The sequence below is a fragment of the Polaromonas sp. YR568 genome (assembly GCF_900116715.1).
Taxonomy (GTDB): Bacteria; Pseudomonadota; Gammaproteobacteria; order Burkholderiales; family Burkholderiaceae_C; genus Polaromonas.
The window spans coordinates 195,127-217,127 of the sequence record NZ_FPBM01000007.1; the positions used below are offsets into that span (position 1 = coordinate 195,127).

Annotated in this window: 15 protein-coding genes and 1 tRNA gene; 4 read left to right on the forward strand and 12 right to left on the reverse strand. The window is 55.1% G+C overall.

What is annotated here, in order from left to right; translation table 11 throughout:
• Window positions 1-28: 28 nt before the first annotated feature.
• Window positions 29-931 carry a cysteine synthase CysM gene (gene cysM / locus BM408_RS16040; RefSeq protein ID WP_092130869.1) on the reverse strand — a complete coding sequence of 301 codons (903 nt, stop codon included), beginning with the start codon at window positions 929-931 and terminating at the stop codon, window positions 29-31.
• 39 nt (window positions 932-970) lie between these two features.
• Between cysM and BM408_RS16045 the strand changes: the two genes are divergently transcribed.
• Window positions 971-1,055, forward strand: a tRNA-Leu gene (locus tag BM408_RS16045).
• A gap of 489 nt (window positions 1,056-1,544) precedes the next feature.
• Here the strand turns inward: BM408_RS16045 and BM408_RS16050 are convergent.
• From BM408_RS16050 to BM408_RS16065, 4 genes are all read right to left on the reverse strand, one after another.
• Window positions 1,545-2,279 carry a hypothetical protein gene (locus tag BM408_RS16050; protein WP_092130870.1) on the reverse strand — a complete coding sequence of 245 codons (735 nt, stop codon included), beginning with the start codon at window positions 2,277-2,279 and terminating at the stop codon, window positions 1,545-1,547.
• Between the two features lie 109 nt (window positions 2,280-2,388).
• On the reverse strand, window positions 2,389-4,827 hold the full coding sequence (locus BM408_RS16055) for an NACHT domain-containing protein (RefSeq protein ID WP_092130871.1): 2,439 nt from the start codon (window positions 4,825-4,827) through the stop codon (window positions 2,389-2,391).
• Window positions 4,828-4,851: 24 nt separating this feature from the next.
• Window positions 4,852-7,935, reverse strand: coding sequence for a TrlF family AAA-like ATPase (locus BM408_RS16060; RefSeq protein ID WP_092130872.1), 3,084 nt, complete (start codon window positions 7,933-7,935; stop codon window positions 4,852-4,854).
• A 1,545-nt stretch (window positions 7,936-9,480) separates the two neighbouring features.
• Complete coding sequence (locus BM408_RS16065) at window positions 9,481-9,783, reverse strand: helix-turn-helix domain-containing protein (protein WP_092130873.1); 303 nt, start codon at window positions 9,781-9,783, stop codon at window positions 9,481-9,483.
• A gap of 600 nt (window positions 9,784-10,383) precedes the next feature.
• Here BM408_RS16065 and BM408_RS16070 point away from each other — a divergent pair.
• The 3 genes from BM408_RS16070 (at window position 10,384) to BM408_RS16080 (ending at window position 12,424) form a co-directional block, all read left to right on the forward strand.
• Entirely contained in the window at window positions 10,384-11,022 is a 639-nt protein-coding gene (locus BM408_RS16070) for a recombinase family protein (protein WP_092130874.1), read from the forward strand.
• Window positions 11,023-11,202: 180 nt separating this feature from the next.
• The gene (locus tag BM408_RS23265) at window positions 11,203-11,415 is read left to right on the forward strand and encodes a DUF4224 domain-containing protein (protein ID WP_092130875.1); all 213 of its coding nucleotides are present in this window, start codon (window positions 11,203-11,205) and stop codon (window positions 11,413-11,415) included.
• Between the two features lies 1 nt (window position 11,416).
• Window positions 11,417-12,424, forward strand: a complete 1,008-nt coding sequence (locus tag BM408_RS16080; RefSeq protein WP_254774846.1) for a site-specific integrase — start codon at window positions 11,417-11,419, stop codon at window positions 12,422-12,424.
• 84 nt (window positions 12,425-12,508) lie between these two features.
• Here BM408_RS16080 and BM408_RS16085 read toward each other — a convergent pair whose 3' ends face one another.
• The 7 genes from BM408_RS16085 to BM408_RS16115 form a co-directional block, all read right to left on the reverse strand.
• A complete protein-coding gene (locus tag BM408_RS16085; protein WP_092130876.1) occupies window positions 12,509-13,507 on the reverse strand; it encodes a D-2-hydroxyacid dehydrogenase in 999 nt (332 codons plus the stop codon).
• Window positions 13,508-13,615: 108 nt separating this feature from the next.
• The gene (locus BM408_RS16090; RefSeq protein WP_254774847.1) at window positions 13,616-14,779 is read right to left on the reverse strand and encodes a mandelate racemase/muconate lactonizing enzyme family protein; all 1,164 of its coding nucleotides are present in this window, start codon (window positions 14,777-14,779) and stop codon (window positions 13,616-13,618) included.
• Between the two features lie 89 nt (window positions 14,780-14,868).
• On the reverse strand, window positions 14,869-16,308 hold the full coding sequence (locus BM408_RS16095; RefSeq protein ID WP_175541812.1) for an amidase: 1,440 nt from the start codon (window positions 16,306-16,308) through the stop codon (window positions 14,869-14,871).
• Window positions 16,309-16,455: 147 nt separating this feature from the next.
• The gene (locus tag BM408_RS16100) at window positions 16,456-18,210 is read right to left on the reverse strand and encodes an ABC transporter permease subunit (protein WP_092130878.1); all 1,755 of its coding nucleotides are present in this window, start codon (window positions 18,208-18,210) and stop codon (window positions 16,456-16,458) included.
• A 26-nt stretch (window positions 18,211-18,236) separates the two neighbouring features.
• Window positions 18,237-19,346 (reverse strand): ABC transporter substrate-binding protein, encoded by a 1,110-nt coding sequence (locus BM408_RS16105; protein ID WP_092130879.1) that lies wholly within the window; start codon window positions 19,344-19,346, stop codon window positions 18,237-18,239.
• A 27-nt stretch (window positions 19,347-19,373) separates the two neighbouring features.
• The gene (locus BM408_RS16110) at window positions 19,374-20,462 is read right to left on the reverse strand and encodes an ABC transporter ATP-binding protein (RefSeq protein WP_092130880.1); all 1,089 of its coding nucleotides are present in this window, start codon (window positions 20,460-20,462) and stop codon (window positions 19,374-19,376) included.
• Entirely contained in the window at window positions 20,462-21,667 is a 1,206-nt protein-coding gene (locus BM408_RS16115) for a M24 family metallopeptidase (protein WP_092130881.1), read from the reverse strand. Before BM408_RS16115 ends, BM408_RS16110 begins: the two co-directional genes overlap by 1 nt.
• Window positions 21,668-22,001 lie beyond the last annotated feature (334 nt).

Here is a 22,001-nt window from a genome sequence, read left to right on the forward strand (position 1 = left end):
ACAGCCTGATTTGGCTTGCAAACCCGCGTCAGGCCGGAAAAACGCCGGTAGAAAGGTAACGGTCGCCGCGGTCGCAGACAACGAACACAATCACCGCGTCTTTCACGGTTTTGGCGATCTCCTGCGCCACCCACAGCGCCCCGGCGGCCGAGATGCCGGCAAAAATGCCTTCCTCGCGCGCCAGGCGCCGGCACATGTCTTCGGCGTCGGACTGGCTCACCAGCACCAGTTCATCGACCTGGCGGGCGTCGTAAATCTTGGGCAGGTATTCTTGCGGCCATTTGCGGATGCCGGGGATGCGCGAACCCTCGCTGGGCTGGGCGCCTATGACCTTGATGGCCGGGTTTTTCTCTTTCAAATAGCGCGAAACGCCGGTAATCGTGCCGGTTGTGCCCATCGCACTGACAAAATGTGTCACCTTGCCTGACGTATCTGTCCATATTTCGGGGCCGGTGGTCTCGTAATGGATGCGCGGGTTGTCCGGGTTGGCGAACTGGTCCAGCACCCGGCCTTTGCCCTCTTTTTGCATCTGGTCGGCCAGGTCGCGTGAGTATTCGATGCCGGCGCTTTTGGGCGTGAGGATCAATTCGGCGCCAAACGCCTTCATGGTCTGGGCGCGCTCGATGCTCAGGTCCTCCGGCATGATCAGCACCATCTTGTAGCCCTTGATGGCGGCCGCCATGGCCAGGGCGATGCCCGTGTTGCCTGAAGTGGCTTCAATCAGCGTGTCGCCGGGCTTGATGTCGCCGCGCTCTTCAGCGCGCTTGATCATGGAAAGCGCAGGGCGGTCTTTGACGGAACCGGCGGGGTTGTTGCCTTCAAGCTTGCCCAGGATGACGTTGCCGCGGGCGGCGTTTTCGGCGGCGTAAATACGTTGCAGCGCGACCAGAGGCGTTTTGCCAATCGCGTCTTCAATGGTTGGATAGTTCATAGCCACACTGTGCCATAATTTGAGGCTTCGCTCCTCGCAGCCCGGGTGGTGAAATTGGTAGACGCAGGGGACTCAAAATCCCCCGCCGCAAGGCGTGCCGGTTCGATTCCGGCCCCGGGCACCATAGCTTTCTTGCTATGAAATTGATATCTTGTTCTGCAAAGAATCCCGCATCCGTTCTGCAAAGCAGAATTCTCGCGAATAACCATATGATTCGCCGGTTTCACGGCAAGGTTGCAAAGGTTGATGGCACGGGCGCGGAGGCATAGCCCGCTAAGGGCTGCCGGTTCGAGACATGCGACGCCCGACCGGCTTAGTTGAAGCCTTCCGCCGCATATGTAACCAGATCGCCCGCCGCTCATTCACGGTGCTGACGAGCAGATTCGGCCGGAAGAGACGCTAGGTACGCTAATCGAGACGTACGAAGCCCAGCACTACGACCTTGAACCTACTCTTAACGATACGGAGTCCTGGATAAATGGTGGACCGGGCGCGGCAAATTGCGCTGCGGCCCAAGTGACGTCGGTTTTGTCTGGGCGTGCGTTACAGCAAGTGAAGGGTTGACAATGATTAGCCTGTTCATTGGTAGTCGATCGCATCGACCATCTTGAAATTATCGCCCACGAAATACATCCCCAGTCAGCTGCAGTAAGTTGCGTCGGCGAGCAACCTGTACGTGGCGCTCTAAACGGATAAGGTGGACGAAGAAATTTTCTCCGTCCAAAACGAAAGCGTCGACAAACGAAGAGATCACAGTCGCAACATCGCTCTTTTTTGTATTGTTATCAATCGCCTGCATCATCTTTACGATCCCCTCGAGGGCCAATAAGATCTGTGCGGCCGAGGCGCGAAAAGCCACAGTGGAAAGTGCGATTGCCGGTCCCAGGTGTGCCGCATCGTTGTCGCTAATAAACGTTTTTCCATCCATCAGGTACTGGCGAGCTGTCACAAACCCATCCAGACCTGCCCCGAATACGGCCGAGGTCATGGAGGACTTGTCAAAGCTTTTCCCGTCATCAACGACTTCCTGCAGCGCCTCTTTGATCTTCGTCCTTATCTCATCCCGCCTTCCGATGTTCTCCGTATGTTGGGCATTAAACGCCTCGCGTCCTCGCGTCAAGGATTCGGTGAGTTTTTTTTCGCGTTCTTCGATGGTGTTATAGAGCTGTACAGCATGAAGGTGGCGTATTACCAGTCCCCTCCAATGCATCACATAGGCTTGGAGCTGGCCCAGCATGATCTGTCGTTTGAGCGCTGCCTGAACAGCCTCCTTCACATAGATCGCTGCGATGGCCCCTACCCCACCGATCACAAGAGGTAAAAGAACTGAATTTCCCTCTGCAGCCATCAATGTTCCTCCTCTTTGATTTGGGTTTACGCACCATCCCGCCAGGTCGGTCAGCGAGGGAAAACCTGCATGTCCGGCTCTATTTATCGGGACAACTAACCTCGTCCTTTTAATTAAGATTTTCAGTGCGCGTACTAAACGGCGCGACTACGTGGCGTCGACCAGCAGCGGCGCCGCGGCGATCAGTTCCCACAATCTTGAAATGGCGATGGGAGGCGTTTAAAAATTGACCATACTCGTTTCTCGCTTGCTTCGGAATTTTCTGATAAACGAGATTGATTGGTAGCGCAATCTCATCAAGTGCCGGCTCCTCGTTCATCAGTGGTATGCGCTTCCATCCATCATCAAGGTCACCCGACAGCAGCAATGAGGACATCAAATGTGCCTTGGTTACCTCCCAAAGGGTGCTCTTGTATCCGACCCCTGCCCGCCAAACTAAATAGCGATTGTCTGGGCGATTTTCACGCCTCAAATCATTTTCAATCCACCTAGTTAGAAAGTCTTGAGTCTTCGTGGGAATAAGAAGATCTGCACCTGGTTGCTGAGACCCCACCTTGTTTGCGGCAGCAAAGTTGAGGGCTCGAACAAGAATTGATGACACAAGTTCACTTGCGCTAAGTGAATCTCCGTTCTGAGCACCGTAAAGCGCAAGATAGCTCATTATCGCAACGGCTGCACTGGATTCAGCACCTGCCTCGATCTCATCCCTCAGAAGGCGTTGATACTTTGGCGCCCACTCCTCCGGAACTTTGTTGTCGGCGAAAGCTAATAGCAAAATGACCAATGTCGAGGCTGGTAACGCAGAGCCAGGATCATTCTCAATCCGCTTCCAGAGTCGCTCCATAAAATCTACGGATCTGGAGAATACAGCGAGGTAATTGAGGCCCACAAGGCCAGTTTGCTCGGTAAGTGTTGCGTACCACCTATCGAGAAAACTCGTGTCCGGCGCAAGTGCTATGAAGTTGCTGATTTCTTGATTCAAAAATCGTGAGTAGGAGGCGTGCGTTGATGCGTTGCTGACAAGGGTCATTCGCTCCGCAACCAAAAACTCCTGAAATGATCGATGCGAGAAGTACAGAACCCCCGCCTCCTTTTCGTCCGTCAGAGTGGACACAATGTATTCATTTCGCTTCGCTTCGATGTCCGTGGCCCCGCCATCAGGAAGTGCTTCCAAAAGTTCTGGCGGCACATCATCCCGATAAAAACTACCCTGACTCACTCCAGCGCGCGCCCATGCCCACCATGCAAGGTCGCGTTGGAACGTCAGCCTGTTTTCAAAAGGAATTTCTCTACGTGCTCGCTTATGAATTTGATCGCGTTTAACCATTTCCTTGATGAAATGGGAATACAACGTGTACTCATCGAATCCATTGAAGTCAAAGGCCGGATCAGCTGCAGCTTCGGCAATGAGCACCACGTGCACGGGGCGCTTGAGCAAGTCGTGCGGCACATGACTCATCACATCATCCGTTCGCGCACTAACGAATGATGTCGATTGGTCATGTCCAAGTGCCGCAAATAATACCTGCTGCAAAAGGCTAACTGTCTCCTCATTGGTAAAGAACGACAGTCGCCACTCCAGCCAAGGTTTGTAGTGTGGTGATTGGATCGTCGTGCCGACAATCCGTTTGCGTCCTTTGAAGACCAGTTCACGCTCTTCAGACGGGAGCGCACTCGGCCGACCCAGCAACATTACCTTCGCGCGTCCAGTCAAGAGACGATTGAACTCTCTGAAGTTCGCCTCAAAATCGTGCGCACTCATCGCGTGTTTCATCTCGTCGAATCCGTCGAGAATAATGAGAAGCCTTCCGAGTTGATTCAGGTGCATTAAGGTATCAAAACGGTATTTCGGGACGTTGTGCTTTGCAGTGAACTCCTTGCCAAAAAGCCCCTCCAGCTGAGTTTCATGAACAACCTCGCCTAACCGAATCAATATCGGAATTCGATTGGTTGGATCTGCCAGGTACTTCTCGGCTGCGTAAGCCGCTACTTGTTCAGCGAGGCTGGTTTTTCCTTGACCATACCCACCAAGAATCGCGAGCCCTTGATTATCGGGATCGGCAATCCATGTCTCAATAGCCTCGAACGCCGGATCACTATGTTCCTCGAACCGTGCTTGAATGTATCGACTGGAACTTGATTTCTTCGCCTCAAGCAGCTTTTCGACAACGCCTCGAATTCCAAATAGCTGTTCAGCAAGCACTTCAAAAGTCAAATGTGCATATGCAGAGAGTGCTTCCAAATATCCTTCAGCCGGTGCGTTAATAGTTTTACGACTAATTATGAGAACCCTGTTGACGAATTTGCCCTGAAGCATCGGCTCATACTTAGAGAAAATTTCCTGGATATCTGCCTTTGTTAGGGCGTCTTCATAGTTCTTACACTCCACAGCGCACTTCTGTGACTTCCCCCATGCATGTTCGGTGAATGTTATGTCCACCTTCGTCCCAGAGATCAGTTGCTCAGTCTTAACGTCTGTGAATTGAGTGCGAAGCAGAGCCGCAACGGCGTCACGAAACTTGTCACCAACTTCTAGTGTGGTTGCCATCTTTTCGTACGTTCTGAGGTGCAGTCAAAGGATTCGATATTTGGATTGACGATTCTTGAAAGCGGGCTCAGTGCCTTCCAGAATCTGCACCACTTTCGCCTTCATCTCGGGATTCTCGATCGCCCCGGCCTCATATTCGAAGCGGCTCCCTGCCTTATTGCAGGAGGCATAGATGATTTGCTCTGCGTCGCAGACCACAGCCAAATTAGGGTTATGAGTAACCATGATGACCTGGCGGCGCTCTTTGGCGCGCTTGATGCAGCGGACCAGGACCTTATAAATCGTCTGGTTGTCTAAATTTTCCTCGGGTTGATCGATAACGATAGGGATGTCATCTTCATCCACGAGTAAATAGAAAACGAGCAGCAGCAAACCCCGCTCGCCAGGAGAGAGCTGTCCGATTTCTTGACCGTCATAAGTCAAGGAGTATTGCGGCGACAAATAGTCGAAAGCAAAAAGATAGTCAAGGAGGTCTTGCTCCGACGCGCCTCGCGCGAGCTGATCGCTCAGTTTTACCTCGCGCGCGACTTGTCCTTCTCGTCGGTCGAAACGTAGCATGTCGTCAATCCGGTCAGCGAAAGCAATCGCTTCATCTGCCGTCGAAAAGCCTGCTTCTTGAAGCATAGTCTTGAGGAGTAGAGAACTTTCATCGACGCCCATGAATGAACCTCGAACTCGTTGATTCAAGCGACTCATGAGTTGTTGGGCGAACTCCGACTCCTCCACGCGAACTTGGAAATCCAACGGCAAATTCATCTCCTTCTGCTCATCTGAGTTCACAAAATTCTGAACAGGCAAATAAAGGCGCCGATACTCCTCGACCATCGCCTGGATACGCGCGTGAACGGCTCGTGACAGTTCGGATCGCCGTGCTCGCAAGCTTACGAGCTTCTCGGGGAGCTCGGCGAGGGCCTCGATCTCAACTTGCAACTGAGTGATTGACCCCACCTTGGTACCGTCGCCGACAATGGTGGCCTTGGCCGTTTCCCAAGACGCTAGCTCCTCCGTGTAGCGCACGTAGAGGCGCTGAGGTTCGTCCAATTGACTTTTGGCAGCAGCGACAGCTGCCGCCGCAGCCAGCTTTCGGTGCGATAGGCTTCCTTCGGCCTCATCGAGAAGCGCGTTATCGATTGCGGCTACTTCCTTAGCTGAGACGAACACAATGGCATCTACCGGGGCAGAATTGACTCGCAGTTCCACGAGGGTGTCGACCTCGATTTTTTCGCCAAGTTGCGGGATTAATTCTTGGAGATTGGTGACAAATGCATGGTGATGCCGCTTGTGATTGTCGAGCGCTTGTAAGATGCGCTGCGCGACGGCCTGTTTCTTAGCGAGAATAGACTTCCGGTCCACCAGCGACGCTTCTTCGCTCGCCAGTTGTCGCACCAACGCTTCTGACGCTCCCATGCGCTCAGCCGCTTGCTTCGATGCGGCTTGCGCCAGCTCGGACGCATTGGGATCTACCCTCTCTGCCGGCTTTGCATTATCTAGGGCTGTAAGTTCTGCTTTCTTCGCAGCTAATTGGGCTTGGAGCCCTCGTAAAAATTCCTCTGTCGACCTTCGCTCCGCCTCCAGAATTTCGGCATTAACTTTGCTGATGTCGTCTCTGAGTGCTTTCCTAGCGCGCTCGATCTCTGCCACTTTGAATTCGAGCAGCTCATCCATGGACGCTTTTCCAAGCCTATCCGCGTCGGGCACGTGTGAGTAAATTATCTTGCGCAGCTCGGCGTCGAAGGTGGCCGATCCTCCGTCACCGAGCTCGTTGCACAGGTCTTCAAGGTAGCTCTGCGGCAAATATTTGACACGCTCGACCTCGACAGGGTTTGGATCCTCGTCAAGACCGCGGCTGCTCGGTGGACCATCGCGCCAACGCAGTTCGCCAACGAAATGTTGAGCAAATTTCGTCTTGGGATTTCGAAAGCGATTGGTCTTTAGAAATGAGAATTTCTGATGGTGCCTCGTGTTGCCGACTAGCGCAATGATGTCCGAAAGGGCACTCTTTCCACTTCCCTTGTTGCCGATGATCGCGACCAGATCCTGGTTCAACGGAATATCGACGTCAAACCAGTCCTGGGTAAGGGGCGACCCCGGCTTCTTAGATACTTTTATGGAATCGATGAACTTCGTCTTGTTTTGTTCAACTATCTTTCGTTTGGGCGGATTGTCACCTACAAAAACACGGTCATCGAACTCGTGGATTGCTTGAAGCAGGCCTTCAAACGTCGTGTCGGCCTTGATCCATGTGAAGCAATTGCCAATGCGGTCCTTGTTTGCCGAATTGCTCAGTGCATGAGCATCCGAACAATCCAACATTCGATCGTTCACCATGGCCGCTTTTAAGGCCGCTCTGGCGGTCGCATATCGCTGCGGATTCTCTGCGGCGGTAAACACCAGGTCCGCCTCGTTTATCACGGTTTTTTTGTCTGCAATCGTGTGGTCGTTCCATTTCAGGCTGTCCCACTCGCTCTTGCCGATCGCAATTAGGCTTTTTCCTTGAAAATAAGGCGTATTCAGCGCGCGCTTGACTTCTTCGAAGCTGATGTTGAGATTGTTGAATCCGACGCGCAGCGGTGATGGGGCGTTCGCGCGCAACGCCTCCGGCATCGATGCGATCACTCGATTGCCCAGCTCGGTCAGATTGTCGCGCGTGATCACTCCGCCCCATTGGCCCTGGGCGGCCGATCCAGGAACAAGCGTGTAATGCCGATGAATTGACGCAAGGAACTGCGCTCGAATCACATCAGGATCTATCTCATCGAAGACAACATGTAGATTGATCTTGCTCCATGCGGATGGTAAATAGCCATCGGGACCTTGTTCGAGCAGCCCGCCGAATTTGTCTAGACGCAGTTCGATGACCGGAAGAACAAGATCAATGTTGGCCAGTCGTCCCTTTTTTCGCTCATTGAGAATGCGCGCATAGCCGTCGACAAAGACATAATCGTTGATTCCGATAACTTTGAACTCTGGAGGCAGCGCTTCGAGGTCGGCTAAAAAAGCTTGCCACGCCTCCTCCTTCTCGCCGGGGTAGTGAGTCATTTGCGACTCTGGCGTATGGACGTGCAAGTCCCACTTTGCCCATGTGGATCCGGGCAGTTTTATTGTCATTTGCCGTCGCCTCCTTTTACCTCACCCTCTGATCGACCATCTTGTGCTGAAGTACACCCAAAAGCGTCGCGGGCGTTCTTGTTACGAATGGTAGCACCGCCCTTGTTCATTGCACAGGTCGATGTGCATGCGCAGCGACATGGCGGGCTAAATGGAAAGATTGGGTCAGACCGTTGCGCAGTTCAACACACAGCGAGCATCACCATAGGCCTAAGGCAATCGAATAGGTCCCGAGCAGCGCTAATGGGCCTCTGGTAAGCCAATATCGCTTAGGGTGGCGCCCAGAAGATAGTCATTCTCCGGGGAATGGTTCTAATATGGAATCTCCCATTTCGAAAATGATGATAAGTGTGATGGGGCACCTTCACCATCGCTAACGTGTTGATTCATATGATCTTTCGCGCTAGCCCACATTGCGTTAGCACTAGATGGCAACAACCATGACGCATCTACGGGCTGGAACAGCTGCGTGATCTTTCGTTCGCCCAAGACTCCTGTCGACCTCAGGAAGTACAGCAGATCATTGACGTTAGTGTTCCCGTCTCTGCCCTGCGCGGCGCGTAACAGCAGAGTTCCGGTCCGCAGGATCGCCGCCGCTCTGCCACCGTATGGCCACCGTCGGCTCCCTAGGGTCCTACGGCGTAGGAATTGTCGCGCCCACGCCCCACCCAAAACGTCCACCTTAGGAGGCTCTAGAAGCGTCAGCCGCCTTTCCCAGAATTTGCGATGATCGAGGATCAGTAATTCATCAGGCGTTCTTAGAGAATACGCATTGAGGGCTCGATTCAATGCCACCCTGACTTCTAAATGGCAGCACGGCCTCTTTGCCACCTTGCTCAATCTATCGGCGTAAAGCGCCGCGGTTTTTCCTGGGCCCCAAGGCCTCGAGTATCCGAAGTAGCATGTGGAATCGCCCAATGGCCTATCCTCGTTCCTTACCCACCGTACCTCGTCATAAGGTAGATTACTTAAGACAAATGTTCGTGCCAATTGCTCCTGGAGGGCCTTTGCGGCGATTTTGGAACCAGGCATCACATCAAGCGCTACATGTACCCGGGTGACTCGGCAATGGTGCCCTCTGAGGTATTCGATAGCCTTGCGACTGGGCTGATGAATCCACAATTTTGCGAATCCTCCGCGATCCTCCAAATTAACCCAGCGCGGCCCCCAAGTAGAGCCACAGTGAGTTTCCATGTAGTTCAAGAACTCTGGACTGTAGTAGGTCCGCTGCTGAAGTTCGATGGAGTCGTAGTACGAGAGGGAGTGAATGTCACCGAAAAGATCTGATTGATCGTAGGTCGTATTGCTAAGTTGATTGAACATGGCGATCTCCTTGGGAAGTTATTTGCCATGTATATATACGGAGCGCCGCCGAATTGATTAAATATCATGAAATCATTCTGAATATTTACTGCACGAATCCAGGGTGAGAAGCGTCGCCTACGCTTCCCCTTGACGCAGATAGCCCCCAGTTCTTAGGTTGCGCAAGACTAGATACTCAATCTCAGAAATCTGCCCGCAGAGAATAAGACAAGCTGTATTGACTCACCGCTCAAGCCGCACGCGCCGCCTTGGTGCTATAGGCGCGCTGTCGAGTTTCACCCGTGCACGAGGTTTATCAACCTTGTCTGTCAACACCGTCAAAAGCTCAGCCGGATCGGCCTTGATACGTTGACACCACTTGACGAACTCCAGCAGATCCAGTTGACGTTGGCCACGCTCCACCAATGAAACATAGGTTTGATGCCTATCCAAACTGGCGGCAAGTTCAGCCTGCGACAAGCGCGCAGCCTTCCTAGCGCGTTTTAGGTGCGCAAGAAACTCTTTATAGGCGGAAGCGTCGGACAAGGATTCGTGTGTACCAAGAAGAATCCTCAATTAACTAAGCTACTGTGTATTAAGACAAATTGTCTTAATATGCTCGTTTATTAATCACTCACGAGGGCCTTATGGTGCGCTATCTCTTAGTCTTGGTTGCATTCCCAATCCTCACGGCCACCAGTGCCTGCGGGCAGGAATGCTCGGTCTCGGATATCTCAGTAGAGTCCGTCTCAACGTCCAATGGCCTTGTTGCGACAAAAGTGCGGGGTAGGTTAGTAAACCGATGCTCCTCGCCTACGGGGCCGCAGGTCAAGTTCGTGTTCTGGAGCAAGAGCGGAACCCTACTGCGGGTATTTGATGCGTGGCCGGCGAGCGTAAACAACATACAGCCAGGATCAGACTACCCCTTTGAATTCTCTCTAGAAAAGGTCGACAACTTCGATCGCCTAGAGGTTCGGGTAATTCAAACGCGGCTCTGGTAAGGGCAGTTTTCGATCATTTTCCGGAGGGGTCAAAACTTGTAACTTCAGACCTAGGGCTTTTTTGCCGGTTCTACCTAGCGCAAAACCTAGCTAAATGGGTATGTGACCCAGCTCAAAATGATTGCCTATCTTTTGAGCTAACCCCATGGCAAACATTGCGTACTACCGAGTTTCCACCTCCGATCAGTCCATTGAGGCTCAACGCTACGCCATGGGCAGATCCCCTGGAACTGTGTTCGATGAAGAGTTTTCCGATCACGGCATAAGTGGATTCATTTCTGCCGCCAGCCGGCCCGGCTTTTCAAAGTTACTGGCTTTCGTCCGCAGGGGAGACGTTTTGTTTGTCTATGCGGTCGACCGGCTTGGCCGTGACGCCTTGGATGTTCAGACGACCGTGAGATCTCTTCTTGAACGAGGCGTAGCGGTCGATATCTACGGCCTAGGCCGACTCGCACGGGGCGCTGGGGAATTAATCTTGGCGGTACTTGCTCAGGTTGCTGATATGGAGCGAATCCGGCTCTTGGAGCGAACCGCAAGCGGTCGAGACAAAGCCCGGGAATCTCTTTTGACGACCGGCGCCACCCACAACGGCAAGCTTTCTCTAGGTCGGCCAATCGGGCGTATTGGAGGCCGAGCGATCGATCCGAAAGCGGTGGCGAGCTGGCGATACACGCAAAACGCCAGCATTGCCTCTACAGCAGAGCATTGGTCACTGTCAGAGTCAACCGTTAAGCGCTATTGCCTCAAACACCCCGCCACTCCTATAGGAAGCCCTTCAACGTAATTTCAGAAGCTCCGTATGTATTTGTCATGACCAGTAAGAGACTTTTCATGACAGGACCCACAAATCCGCTCCGGCCCCATGCCGTAACCCGCAGTGCAATGGATTGCGGGCGCTTTAGCCTGGTGCCCAGTACTTCGAATGAAGTAGGGTTTCACCCTAGGCTGCAGAAGAGGAGGATTCATGACTGAATACCTCGACACGGAAGAACTGCACCGCCTAACAGGGGCGGCCCGGGTGGGGCAGCAAGCAAGGTGGCTTTCGGAGCATGAAATCCCACATAAATTGGATCGGGCGCGATTGATCGTGTCACGTGAACATGTGAGAGCGTGGCTGGAAGGCCGTCACATTCCCATCTCAAATAGCCCCAATTGGCGAGCACTCGACAATGCCTAAAATGACCAAATACCCTCGTCTCCGCGTCTATGTTCGGAAGCGAAAAAGTGGAAAAGTTTGCACTTACTACTATTACGACATGAGACCCGAGGGGGAGAAAGATATCCCATTGGGTTGTGAGCACGCGGCAGCAATTTCGAGATGGAACGAGCTATTCAGTGGCGCGCCTGGTGCCCGAGGGCGTATCCAGGAAGCGATAAATCGTTGGCGCGAGTTAGAGCTTCCCAAGTATCAGAACGATGAGACCAAGAAAAGCTACACCAAACAATTGACCCGCATTGAAGGCGTCTTTTCAGCCATGGTGTGGGACGATGTGACTCTGCCGATCATGCGTGAATATTTGGACAGGCGATCTGCGAAAACTCAGGGAAACCGAGAAATGTCTCTGTTCTCGATCATCTGGAGCAAAGCGCTACTGTGGGGTATGACACGTCTTCCTTGGCCTGCAACAGGGATCAAGAACTGGAAAAACCAAGAATCGGCGCGCAGGTTTCAAGTAACCGATACGCTTTTCTCGGCGGTATATGCAGAAGCCGACCAAATGTTGCGCGACTGCATGGACATAGCCACGGCAACAGGTATGCGGCTAACGGATGTCAGAACTGTTGCTCTTCCAGCGGGAGACCTGCTAAGGATGAAAGCATCTAAAACAGGCAAAGAAGCGGACTTCGATCTCAGTATGAGCTGCGTCCTTCCGGATCTCGTCAATCGACGCCGGAACATAGATGCCACACATTCAATGCTTCTTTCAACCACTGAAGGATTCCCCGTCACCAAGAGCATGCTCCGGACCGCGTGGGACAATGCACGCAAAGCTGCTTCTTCAAACCCGGTCAACAAGGCCATCAAACACGATTTGCAGGCCATGTATCTGCGTGACATGCGCAAGCGTGCATCCGATTTAGCGGGTGACATGGAACAAGCGTCTAACCTCTTGCAACACAGCAGTAACGCGCTGACCCAGAAGCACTATCGGACCAGCGTCGTCCGGCTCAATCCAGTCCGCTGACACTGCTCAACAGCTGAAGCGCCGTAAGACCGAGTATCTTCGACGAGTTCAGAAAATGTTGCGTACAAGGACTTTCACGCTTGTTTAATAGCCTGCATCGCTATCGACCACGTTGACTAGTGCCTCGCCGCTTCCCATTCGGCGCACATTTTCGCGCAATATCGCAAGGGATTGCGTGACGTAGTCGATGGCATTATCCGATGAGACGTGCGGGATGACCGCCAAATTGGGAACATCCCACCACGGTGAATCGGGTGGCAAAGGCTCAGGTTCGAATACGTCCAACACGGCGCCAGACAACCGCTCTTCGCGTAAGCCCTGGGCTAGGGCCTCATAGTCCACGATTGGGGCCCGTGCCATGTTGACTAACCCTGCGCCCGGCTTCATGCGAGCGATCTGTACGGGGCCAATGGCACCACGTGTGCTCGCGGTCAAAGGCGCGGTCACGACTAGAAAATCCACCTCGGGCAGAAGAGCGTCTAGATCGCCCGGAGAAAACATCCGGTCGACATCAGGGTGCGGCTCGGCTGATCGCCTGATGCCCCAGACCTCGAGCCCCATCAAGCGAGCGTTGCGGGCAACACCACTGCCCAGCGCTCCAACACCGTAGATCAGCACGCGCTTGCCGCGAATGGGCGTGCCGAGTTTTCGCCGCCAGAGATGCGCCCGCTGGCTGGTCGCATGCTGCGGGATGTGGTCGTTGAGCATCAGCAAGGCCAACAAGCCGAACTCACCGGCCTTGTCGGTATGCACCCCGCTGCTGTTAGTTAGTAAGCAAGCTGCTGGCAGCCAGTTGAGCGGCAGAAGCGCCTCCACGCCAGCGCTAGTGCTGTGAACCAGGCGAAGGTTCTTACCATACGTGCGAACTGCATCTATTTCGAAAGCCGCGCCGATGAGCAAGTCACACTGACTGAGGGCCGCAGCATCTACCTCGCCACGGTAGCGATCGACGACCAAAGATAGCTCTACGACGTCAGAAAGCGCCCGCCGTACTGCGTCTTCGGTGACGTAGTAAGCGAGGTCGCGAGCGCGATTGTTTTCGATATAGACGCGCAGTGGCGCAGCCGGGAGGAAAGGTGTCATGTTTTATGTTGTGCTCAGCGCGCATCCAACCGGAGAACGTGCATTCCGACGCATGCAAGTCTGCGGATGGCGTTCGCCGCGAAGACTGGCAGTACTAAACCCAGCGAACTAGGCTTTAATTTCGGCCCAGAGATAGGTATCAATCTTTTCCTCGATAAGGTCTATGCCCAAGCCTGGCCTATCGGACACCTTGAGATAGCCGTTCTTTATTTCATACTCAGGCACCCGGTCCGTGAACTCCAAATGACCTTCATACCGGCTCCAGTAGGGATAGATCTCCAGAATCGAAAAGTTTGCGATGTTGGCCGCAACATGTTGAGTGGCCGCCGTGCATACCGGGCTTGCGCAGTTGTGCGGTGCGACGCGCATATTGAAGGCCTCAGCCATGGCAGCGATCTTCTTGGTTTCCATGATGCCGCCGGTGTTCCCGATGTCAGGCTGCACGGTGTCGACCGCATGGGTTTGGAGAACCTTCCGAAAACCATAGCGGGTATGGAGGCGCTCGCCCAGAGCGATCGGAATATTGACTTTGGCAGAGATCTTTTTGAGTGCACCAAGGTCGAAAGGGTCCGCCGGCTCCTCGATGAAATCGATACCAAGGTCCTCATAGCGTTGGCACAACCGAATGGTCTCGTCGGTAGTCAGGGCGCCGCTCAGGTCCAGCATGATGTCGATGTCGGGACCTGCGAAATCACGCAAGGCCTTAACCCGGTCGTAAGCCAAGCGCGTTTCGTCTTTGTTCAACGCACGGCGCGTTGGATGGCGAACCGTACCGGCGACGTCGGGAAATGCCAGCGGGTAGCACTTGAGCGCTGTGTAGCCGTCCTTCAGAGGTCGTTCTGCCGCGCGAGCGAAGTCATCCCCCGTCACAGCCTGGGTGCTCCAGCCGTTGGCATAGACACGTAACTCGTCGCGTACTTTGCCACCCAGCAACTGATACACCGGGACATTGAGGGCCTTGCCTTTGATATCCCAGAGCGCCTGTTCAATGGCGCTGATGCCGGCGAACACGATGGCGCCGCCACCCTTGGCCCAAAAGGAATGGTCGTACATCTCCGACCAAATGGCTTCGATGGCGTGGGGATCCTTGCCGATCAGGATGCGAGTGGCCAGATCCTTGATCATTCCGGCTGCGGCGGTGCTCCCCAAGCCATAGGCAATTGCGGCCTCGCCAACGCCTGAGATGCCCTCGTCTGTCTCGATGCGCACAATGACCGGACGCAACCGACCGCTTTCGACGAGATAGACGTTTACTTTACTGATCTTCAACATTGCTCCTTTGCGGCAGCTGGTAGCCGCCCATTTGATTTATCTGTAGGTTGCGACTTCTTACCCCCGGTGCGGATCGAGGCATCAGTTGTTCAGGGAAAGCCTGCGTATAAGGCGTTCTGCGCCACGGCGCGATGCGGTTGCTCGTAACCACGAGGAGGCGTAAACAATCCGCCGCGCTGAACTTCCAGCGCACGGGCGATCCGATAAGCCATAGGGTCAGCGAAACGACGGACCATGATTTGAACGGCGGTCGGGAGACCCTCGGCATCGCCCATGGGAATACTCAGGGATGCCAGGTCCATTAAATTGGCCAGTCGTGTGAAAAGGCCAAACGGAGCGTTGGTGGTATGCACTCCCTCCATCGGTTTCGCCGTGATTGGCGACGAGGGCAGCAGGATGGCATTCGCCCCGGCAAAGTAGCGGTGAAACTCCGTTTGCATCACCCGTCGTTGCTCCAGGTAGCCGAGGTAGTCCGCAATGCTCATCGTTTTTCCACGGGACATCCGAGTTGCAATTTCCGGGTCGACGAGGCTGGGTTCCTTCTCGACCAGATGCTGGTAGCGGTTCCAGGCTTCTACCGTCGTGATGTTGGCCGTGAGAGTCGCATACGCTTCAAGGGGTCGAGGTAGCGGCACCTCGTCGAGGACCGCACCCATGGCTTCCAGGTCAGCAAGCGTCTCCTTGAAGCGCTCAAGGACACCCGGCTCGGCCGACTTCAGGCTTTCCATACTCGGATAGCGCAGCGTCAACCCCGAGATGCCCTTGTCCAGGTCGACAAGGGAGTTTGAGCGTGGTACGCCAAACGTCGACGGATCATCGGGATCCTCGCCTTGCAACGCTGCCTGAATAAGTGCCGCGTCCTCAACAGAGCGGGTCATGGGTCCCACCGCGTCAAAAACGAGGGCGAGCGGTTGCACGCCACCCCGTCCGATCAGTCCGAGCGATGTCTTCATGCCGATGACGCCGCACAAAGCTGATGGGCTGCGCACCGACCCCCCCGTATCGGTGCCCAACGCGACCGGCACAAGCCCAGCTGCCACCGCAACACCTGATCCGCTGGATGACCCTCCGGGAACACGCTGAACCAACGGATCGCGCGGGTTGATCGGCGTGCCGCAGCTCGGGTTTGTTCCCCAACTTCCATACGCGAACTCGACCGTGTGCGTCTTGCCGAGCAAAACCATGCCCTCGGCCAGCAACCGCCGAACTGCGGTGGCTGATTGCGCAGCGGCTGTAGCGGCGAGCGCCTTCGATCCGGCCAAAGTGGGATGACCCTCCACGTCAAACAGGTCCTTGGCCGCGAACGGAATGCCGTCGAGGGGACCTCTTGTCTGATTGCGGGAGCGCCGTCTGTCAGACTCACGCGCCGCCAGAAGGGCGGGCTCCCCATACACCTCCACGAAAGCGTTCAGTTTCGGGTTGTAGGTTTGGATGCGACCGAGCAACTCGGACACTAGCGCCTCCGACGTAAATTCGCCTTGGGCCAATGCCCGACCAAGATCGGTGGCGGAAAGGAAGGCAAGGTTCATGTCATTTCCTTTGAAAGATAGTTTTTGCATCGGACATCCGAAGGTTCCGTATGAACCCAATCGGATGCCGTTTTTTTTGAATTGACGGCTAGAGCAAGACCAGCAGACGTGGTCGAGTAGCGTCGCTACTCCAACACTCGGGCGCGATTACGCCGGCAGTAACGCGTTTTTTCGGCGCCGGAGAATAATCGCCATGCCGATAATGACCACGACACATGTCACACCCAGCAATACCACGGAGACGGCGGCAGACTCGGGGCTCGTATTGAAGCGAATACCTTCCCACAACTTTCTCGGCAAGGTTTTCACCGATAGGTTACTGAGAAAGATCGAAGCGACCGATTCATCGAACGAAAGAAGCATTCCAAGCAGAGCTCCAATTCCGAGCCCCGGCAGAAGCAAAGGGAAAGTGATCGTTTGAAAGACGCGCCAGGCGTTCGCTCCAAGGCTTGCCGCTGCAAGGGACAGCCAAGGATCGATTGAGCTGTATGTTGCCGACGCGACCTGGTAAACGATTGGGAAAATCAGGACGGTGTGAACGATGATGATCCCGGTCTCGGTATCCACCAGTCCTACACGCGAGAAGGCCAGATAGGCGCCGAGCGCGAAGACAACGCTAGGAACGGTCAAGGGCGACATGAGCATTGCTTCAACAGCACCCTGGTACCGGAAATTTCGACCAATTCCGAGAACCGCCAGCGTGGCGATGATGAGGGCCGACACACAGGTAGCGGCGCCAATGCGAAGGCTAGTCAGTGCCGCGGCAGTCCATTCCTGGCTGTGAAAGATCGTTTCAAACCATCGCAATGAGTAGCCCGGTGGCGGGAATATGAGCACCTCAGCTGAACTGAAAGATACCGGTATGAGTACGACCAACGGAAGGAGAATGAAGACCGATATCAGAAACAGGTAGACCGGTTGAACAAATCGCATGCCGGCGCGTAAGACCTCAGGTATTTTGAAGCGGGTCGGCGGCAGTTTTACCGATTTCCGAAGGAGCGACTTGTCCACCTGCGCCACAGTCGCCTGCGGCGAACTCTGCGGCGGCACACCAGGGCGCTGCCAACGCGACAAATATCGCGCTACCGAGGAGAGCGCCGTGACGATGATCGTCGCAACAAAGGCGAGTGTGATGCCGAGTGCTGCAGCCAAAGCCCAGTCGGCTCCGACGTCGATTTCCGCCTGGACGACTTGGGCGAGCATCTGCTGACGTTGGCTACCCAGAAAGGTCGGCGCGATGAAGCTCGCCATTGTGAAGAGAAAGATGATCGTAACGCCGGATTGGATGCCACGTATGGCGAGTGGAAGAAGTACGCCCGACCAGATACGAAACGGGTTAGCTCCAAGGGTGTGAGCGGCCAGAACAAGACGCCCGTCAATGCGCCTGAGGACCGTGAAGAGAGCGAAGACCATCATCGGAATTGAGCACTGCACGAGAGCCAGGACAACTGCCAGTTCGCTGAAGAGCAGCGAAATGGGTTCTGAAGTCAGCCCCAGACCCATTAGCGTTGCATTGACAAGGCCACGCTGGCCCAAGATCGCCAACCAGGCAAACGTACGCACCATCACACTGGTCAAGAAGGGAACCAGCACCAACAACCCGAGAAGCAGCGCCTTCACCCCAGTCGCGCGACTCAAAATCCATGCGAGCGGAAAAGAGATAACGAGAGTTATCACCGTGGCTTCCACGCTGATACGCACCGTCGTCCAGATCACCTTTTGGTAGACGGGATTGCCAAAGATCCGCATAAAGCGGCCGATGGCATCTCCGCCAAACGCCTCTGGAACGATCGCCAGTAACGGTATGGCGAAAGCCAGGAGAAGCAAGATGGTTACTGGAGCGAGCAGTAAGAACCGTTCCCATTGCACTAACCAATTTACGAATCCACTGCTGCGTCTCATCTTCGCGTTCTCCTATTTGTGCGCTGTTAACGCATGACGTACGTGTTCCACAGGGCCGCAACGGGCTCGAGGTTCTCGTTCCACCATTTCGAATTGAGAATTGCACCGAGCTTCTCGTTCGCTGGATTTCCTGGGAGATCTTTGGCGACAGCTGAAAGCGCTGCGCCATCAATCAGCTTCAGTGCGTCAACGTTGGTCGGGCCGTAAAAGATATGGCGGGGCAAATCGGCCTGCTGCTTCGGCTGTACGGCGAAATTGATGAATTTCATCGCCTCGGCCGGATTTGGCGCGCCCTTGACTACCGCCCAATACTCGACGACGGTGACCGAGGCATTCCACCCATAAGCCCAGTTGGCACCGCCCTTGATGGCATTCTGGATGCGACCGCCTGGGCCGTAGGCTGCATCAACCTCGCCCTGCTGAATAAGCGCCTGGACGTCCGAAGGCGGTTTGAAACCGACGATCTGGTCTTTCACACGGTCGATAACTTTGAGAGCACGCGTAACATCCAACGGATAGAGTTCGGATGGCTTCACACCATCAGCCAGCAGCGCGAACTCAATGTTGTAGTACGGCAGCGCCAACATCACTCGGCGCGCCTTCACCTTTGGATCAAAGAACTGCGCAGGAGTAAGCCCATTGGGGAACTTGGTTTTATTCCAGGCCAGGTTCTGCGCAAACTTCATGTAACCGATGCCGTATTTCGTGCGAAACGCGGCCGGAATTCCATCTGCTTTGATAACGGAGTAGTCGAGCGGCTGAAGTAGGTCATCCTTCACCTCGTTCTCGTAGGCCGCAGCGTCGGCTGAAACCACGTCCCAGGTGACGTTGCCGCTAGTGACCATGGCTTTGATCTTGGCGTGACCGGTACCAGTGGTACCGATGACTTTGGTGCCCGAGGCTCTGGTGTAGGGATCAAAGAAGGCCTTTGTCTGGGCTTCCTGGAAGGATCCACCATAAGAGGCGACCACGACCGGCTTGGCGGGGTCGGCGGCAAGTGCCGCAGGATGGAAAAATATTGCGCTAGCTGCAGCGAGCAGTCCGGCTGAGATTTTCGTGTAAAGGCTGGTCGATTTCATTGGTTTTACTCCTTCAAAAAAACTGCGTTTCAGGAAGACTTGTCTCGTTTCATTCATTGTTTCCACTCCTTCAAAAACTCTGCTTCAGATAGATTTCTCTGCCGGAAGAACTGCGACAAACTCAGGAGACCATCGCGCAACGACGGGCTCACCGGGCGCCAGATGCCCAGCCATGCGATCTCCGCGCACTACGCTGGCGAGCAGGAGTTGCCTGTCAGGAAGCTCCAGCGTTACGCGCCAAGCGGCACCCAGATATGTGACATCGCGGACCTTGGCAGGTACACCGGGGGTGTCGCCTGATGCGGCCTCCGTTGCAGGGTGAACGGAGACGTTCTCCGGCCTCACCACAACATCGAAACGCCCGGTAGCTGGAGACGACAGCGGCTGACGGACGCCACAGATCTCGTATCCTCGCCCGCCATCCGCTGCGGTAACCCGCAAGATCGAGCAATCGCCCAGGAAACGCGCGACGAAATGATTCGCTGGCTTCGCGTAAATGGTTTCGGGATCCGCGACCTGGAGAAGCCGCCCCTCGGCCATGATTCCGATACGGTCTGCCATAGCCATGGCTTCCGACTGGTCGTGCGTAACGTAGATAACCGTGATGCCGAGTTCGCCCTGGATGCGCTTGAGCTCCTGTTGCATCTGGTCGCGGAGCCTTCGATCAAGTGCGCCGAGCGGTTCATCCATAAGTAGAAGGTCGGGACCGAAGACGAGAGCGCGAGCGAGTGCCACGCGCTGCTGCTGGCCACCCGACAATTGCGACGGATACGATGACCCGCGATCAGTCAGGTTGACGAGGCCAAGTGCCGTCTTCACCCGCGTATCGCTCTCGGCGCGCCCGACACCACGCATTTTGAGTGGATAGGCCACGTTCTCGGCGGCCGTCAGGTGCGGGAAAAGCGCATAGTTCTGGAAGACCACCCCGATTTGCCGTCGATGCGGAGGCACATCGGAAACAGAGGTGCCCGACATCAGGACACTGCCTTCGGTGGGTTTGTCGAAACCGGCAAGGAGCATCAAGAGCGTCGTCTTGCCAGAGCCACTTGACCCTAGCAACGCAAAGAATTCCCCCGGCGCGATGTCGAGGCTGACGTCGTTTACCGCCGCGACGGAACCGTACCGCCGAGTTACGCCTTGGAAGGAAACAGCAGGGAGCAACTGGTTTGTCATCAGATGCTCCTACCGAGTTCGAACGGGGTGAGCACTTCGCACCCGGTTTCAGTCACAACGACCGTGTCGCCAAAGCGCGCGCCGCCCACGCCATCGACGTAGATTCCAGGCTCGACCGTGAAAACCATGCCCGGCTCAAGCACGGTCGGTGAATCGGCCTTGAGTTCGTGCCCATCCCAGCCGGAGTACCCGATCGAACGCCCGGTACGGTGCAGGACGGGGTTTTCCCAACCACCGCGGTCGATCACTTTCATTGCGGCAGCGTGCACCTCGCCAGCCGTTACACCAGGGCGAACCGCCGCCAATGCAGCCTCCTGCGCCTCACGTGCAAGATCAACGACCTTTCGCATTTCCTTAGATGGTTCTTTCGAACCAAGCAGAACCGGCCGGTCAAAGCCGATCAGGTGCCCGAAGAAGCCGGTGCTGCAGCGGCATATCTGCACGTATTCGCCATCCCGCATTTTTCGGCCGGCGCCAGAAGCATGGCAGCGCGCCGTGCGCTCGGTCCCGCTTCCCGTCATGTGCAACCCATGCGCCAACGGTGACTGCTCCTCATTTCCGTCCCAAAGTTCAGCTGCCCGCCTAGTGCCGGCGACAAAGGAGGCAAGCGATACCTCCCACTCAGGAACACCAGGAGCGATAGCGTCACGGCTGGCATTGAACTGATGGGCAATGACATCGCAGCTGAGCCGAATGACGCCGAGAGCCGCCGCATCCTTTACAGCGAACAATTCGCGCAGTAGCGCCCCAGCATCCTTGACTCGTTCGGCCCCGAACTTTTGCTTAACCAGTTCGATGTTTCCGCCATTGGCGCCATTGAAATCAACGCCGATCACGCGAGCGCCCGGCGCGACCTCCTCAAGATATTTGGCAAGTGCGTCCTGATGAGTCATAGGAGCCGGTACGGGCTCCTCCCACTCAACCCACCTGGCAACCACCGGCGTACTGCATCGCGCCCGAATCTCCTTAACTTCACTGCCAGGCGAGACGAAGCCGGCCTTGCCGTCCTGCTGCAGAACCAGCCATATCGGCCTGCTGACCGGTAGACCATGCAGGCCGGTGAAGAAGCGATGAGTGTCGACACCCGCTAATGCGAGAACGTCGATGCCATGCCGTTTCATCGCAGTTTGGGCACGTTTAATGCGATTGCGGTAATCCACATCGCTTGGAAAAGCGACCTTCGAAGTCGCCGGATTTTCAGTCATGGTGCTTTCTCGGTTTGTAGCGATTAGTCTGTATCCAATCGTTTGTATTAGAAATCCAATCGATTGTATTGTCAATAGAAAGTAAGAAAACTGTCTCAAATGGAATGCTTGCGGGATGGGAAGTAGGCGCGCGCAGGGCGTGGCCGCACTTTCTCGGCTATATAAAGAGGCGCTCAACCGTGCGAGCCGCTCGACAAAGCCGGCGCCCTACGTGGCGGACGCCAGTGCGTGGGGCCCCAGGAAGCTGACAGCCACACGCCTGCGCGAATGGGAACTCCATATAGGGCGCGGCCATGGCGACTTAAGTTCGATAGCAAATAGTTCCGCCTTGGAG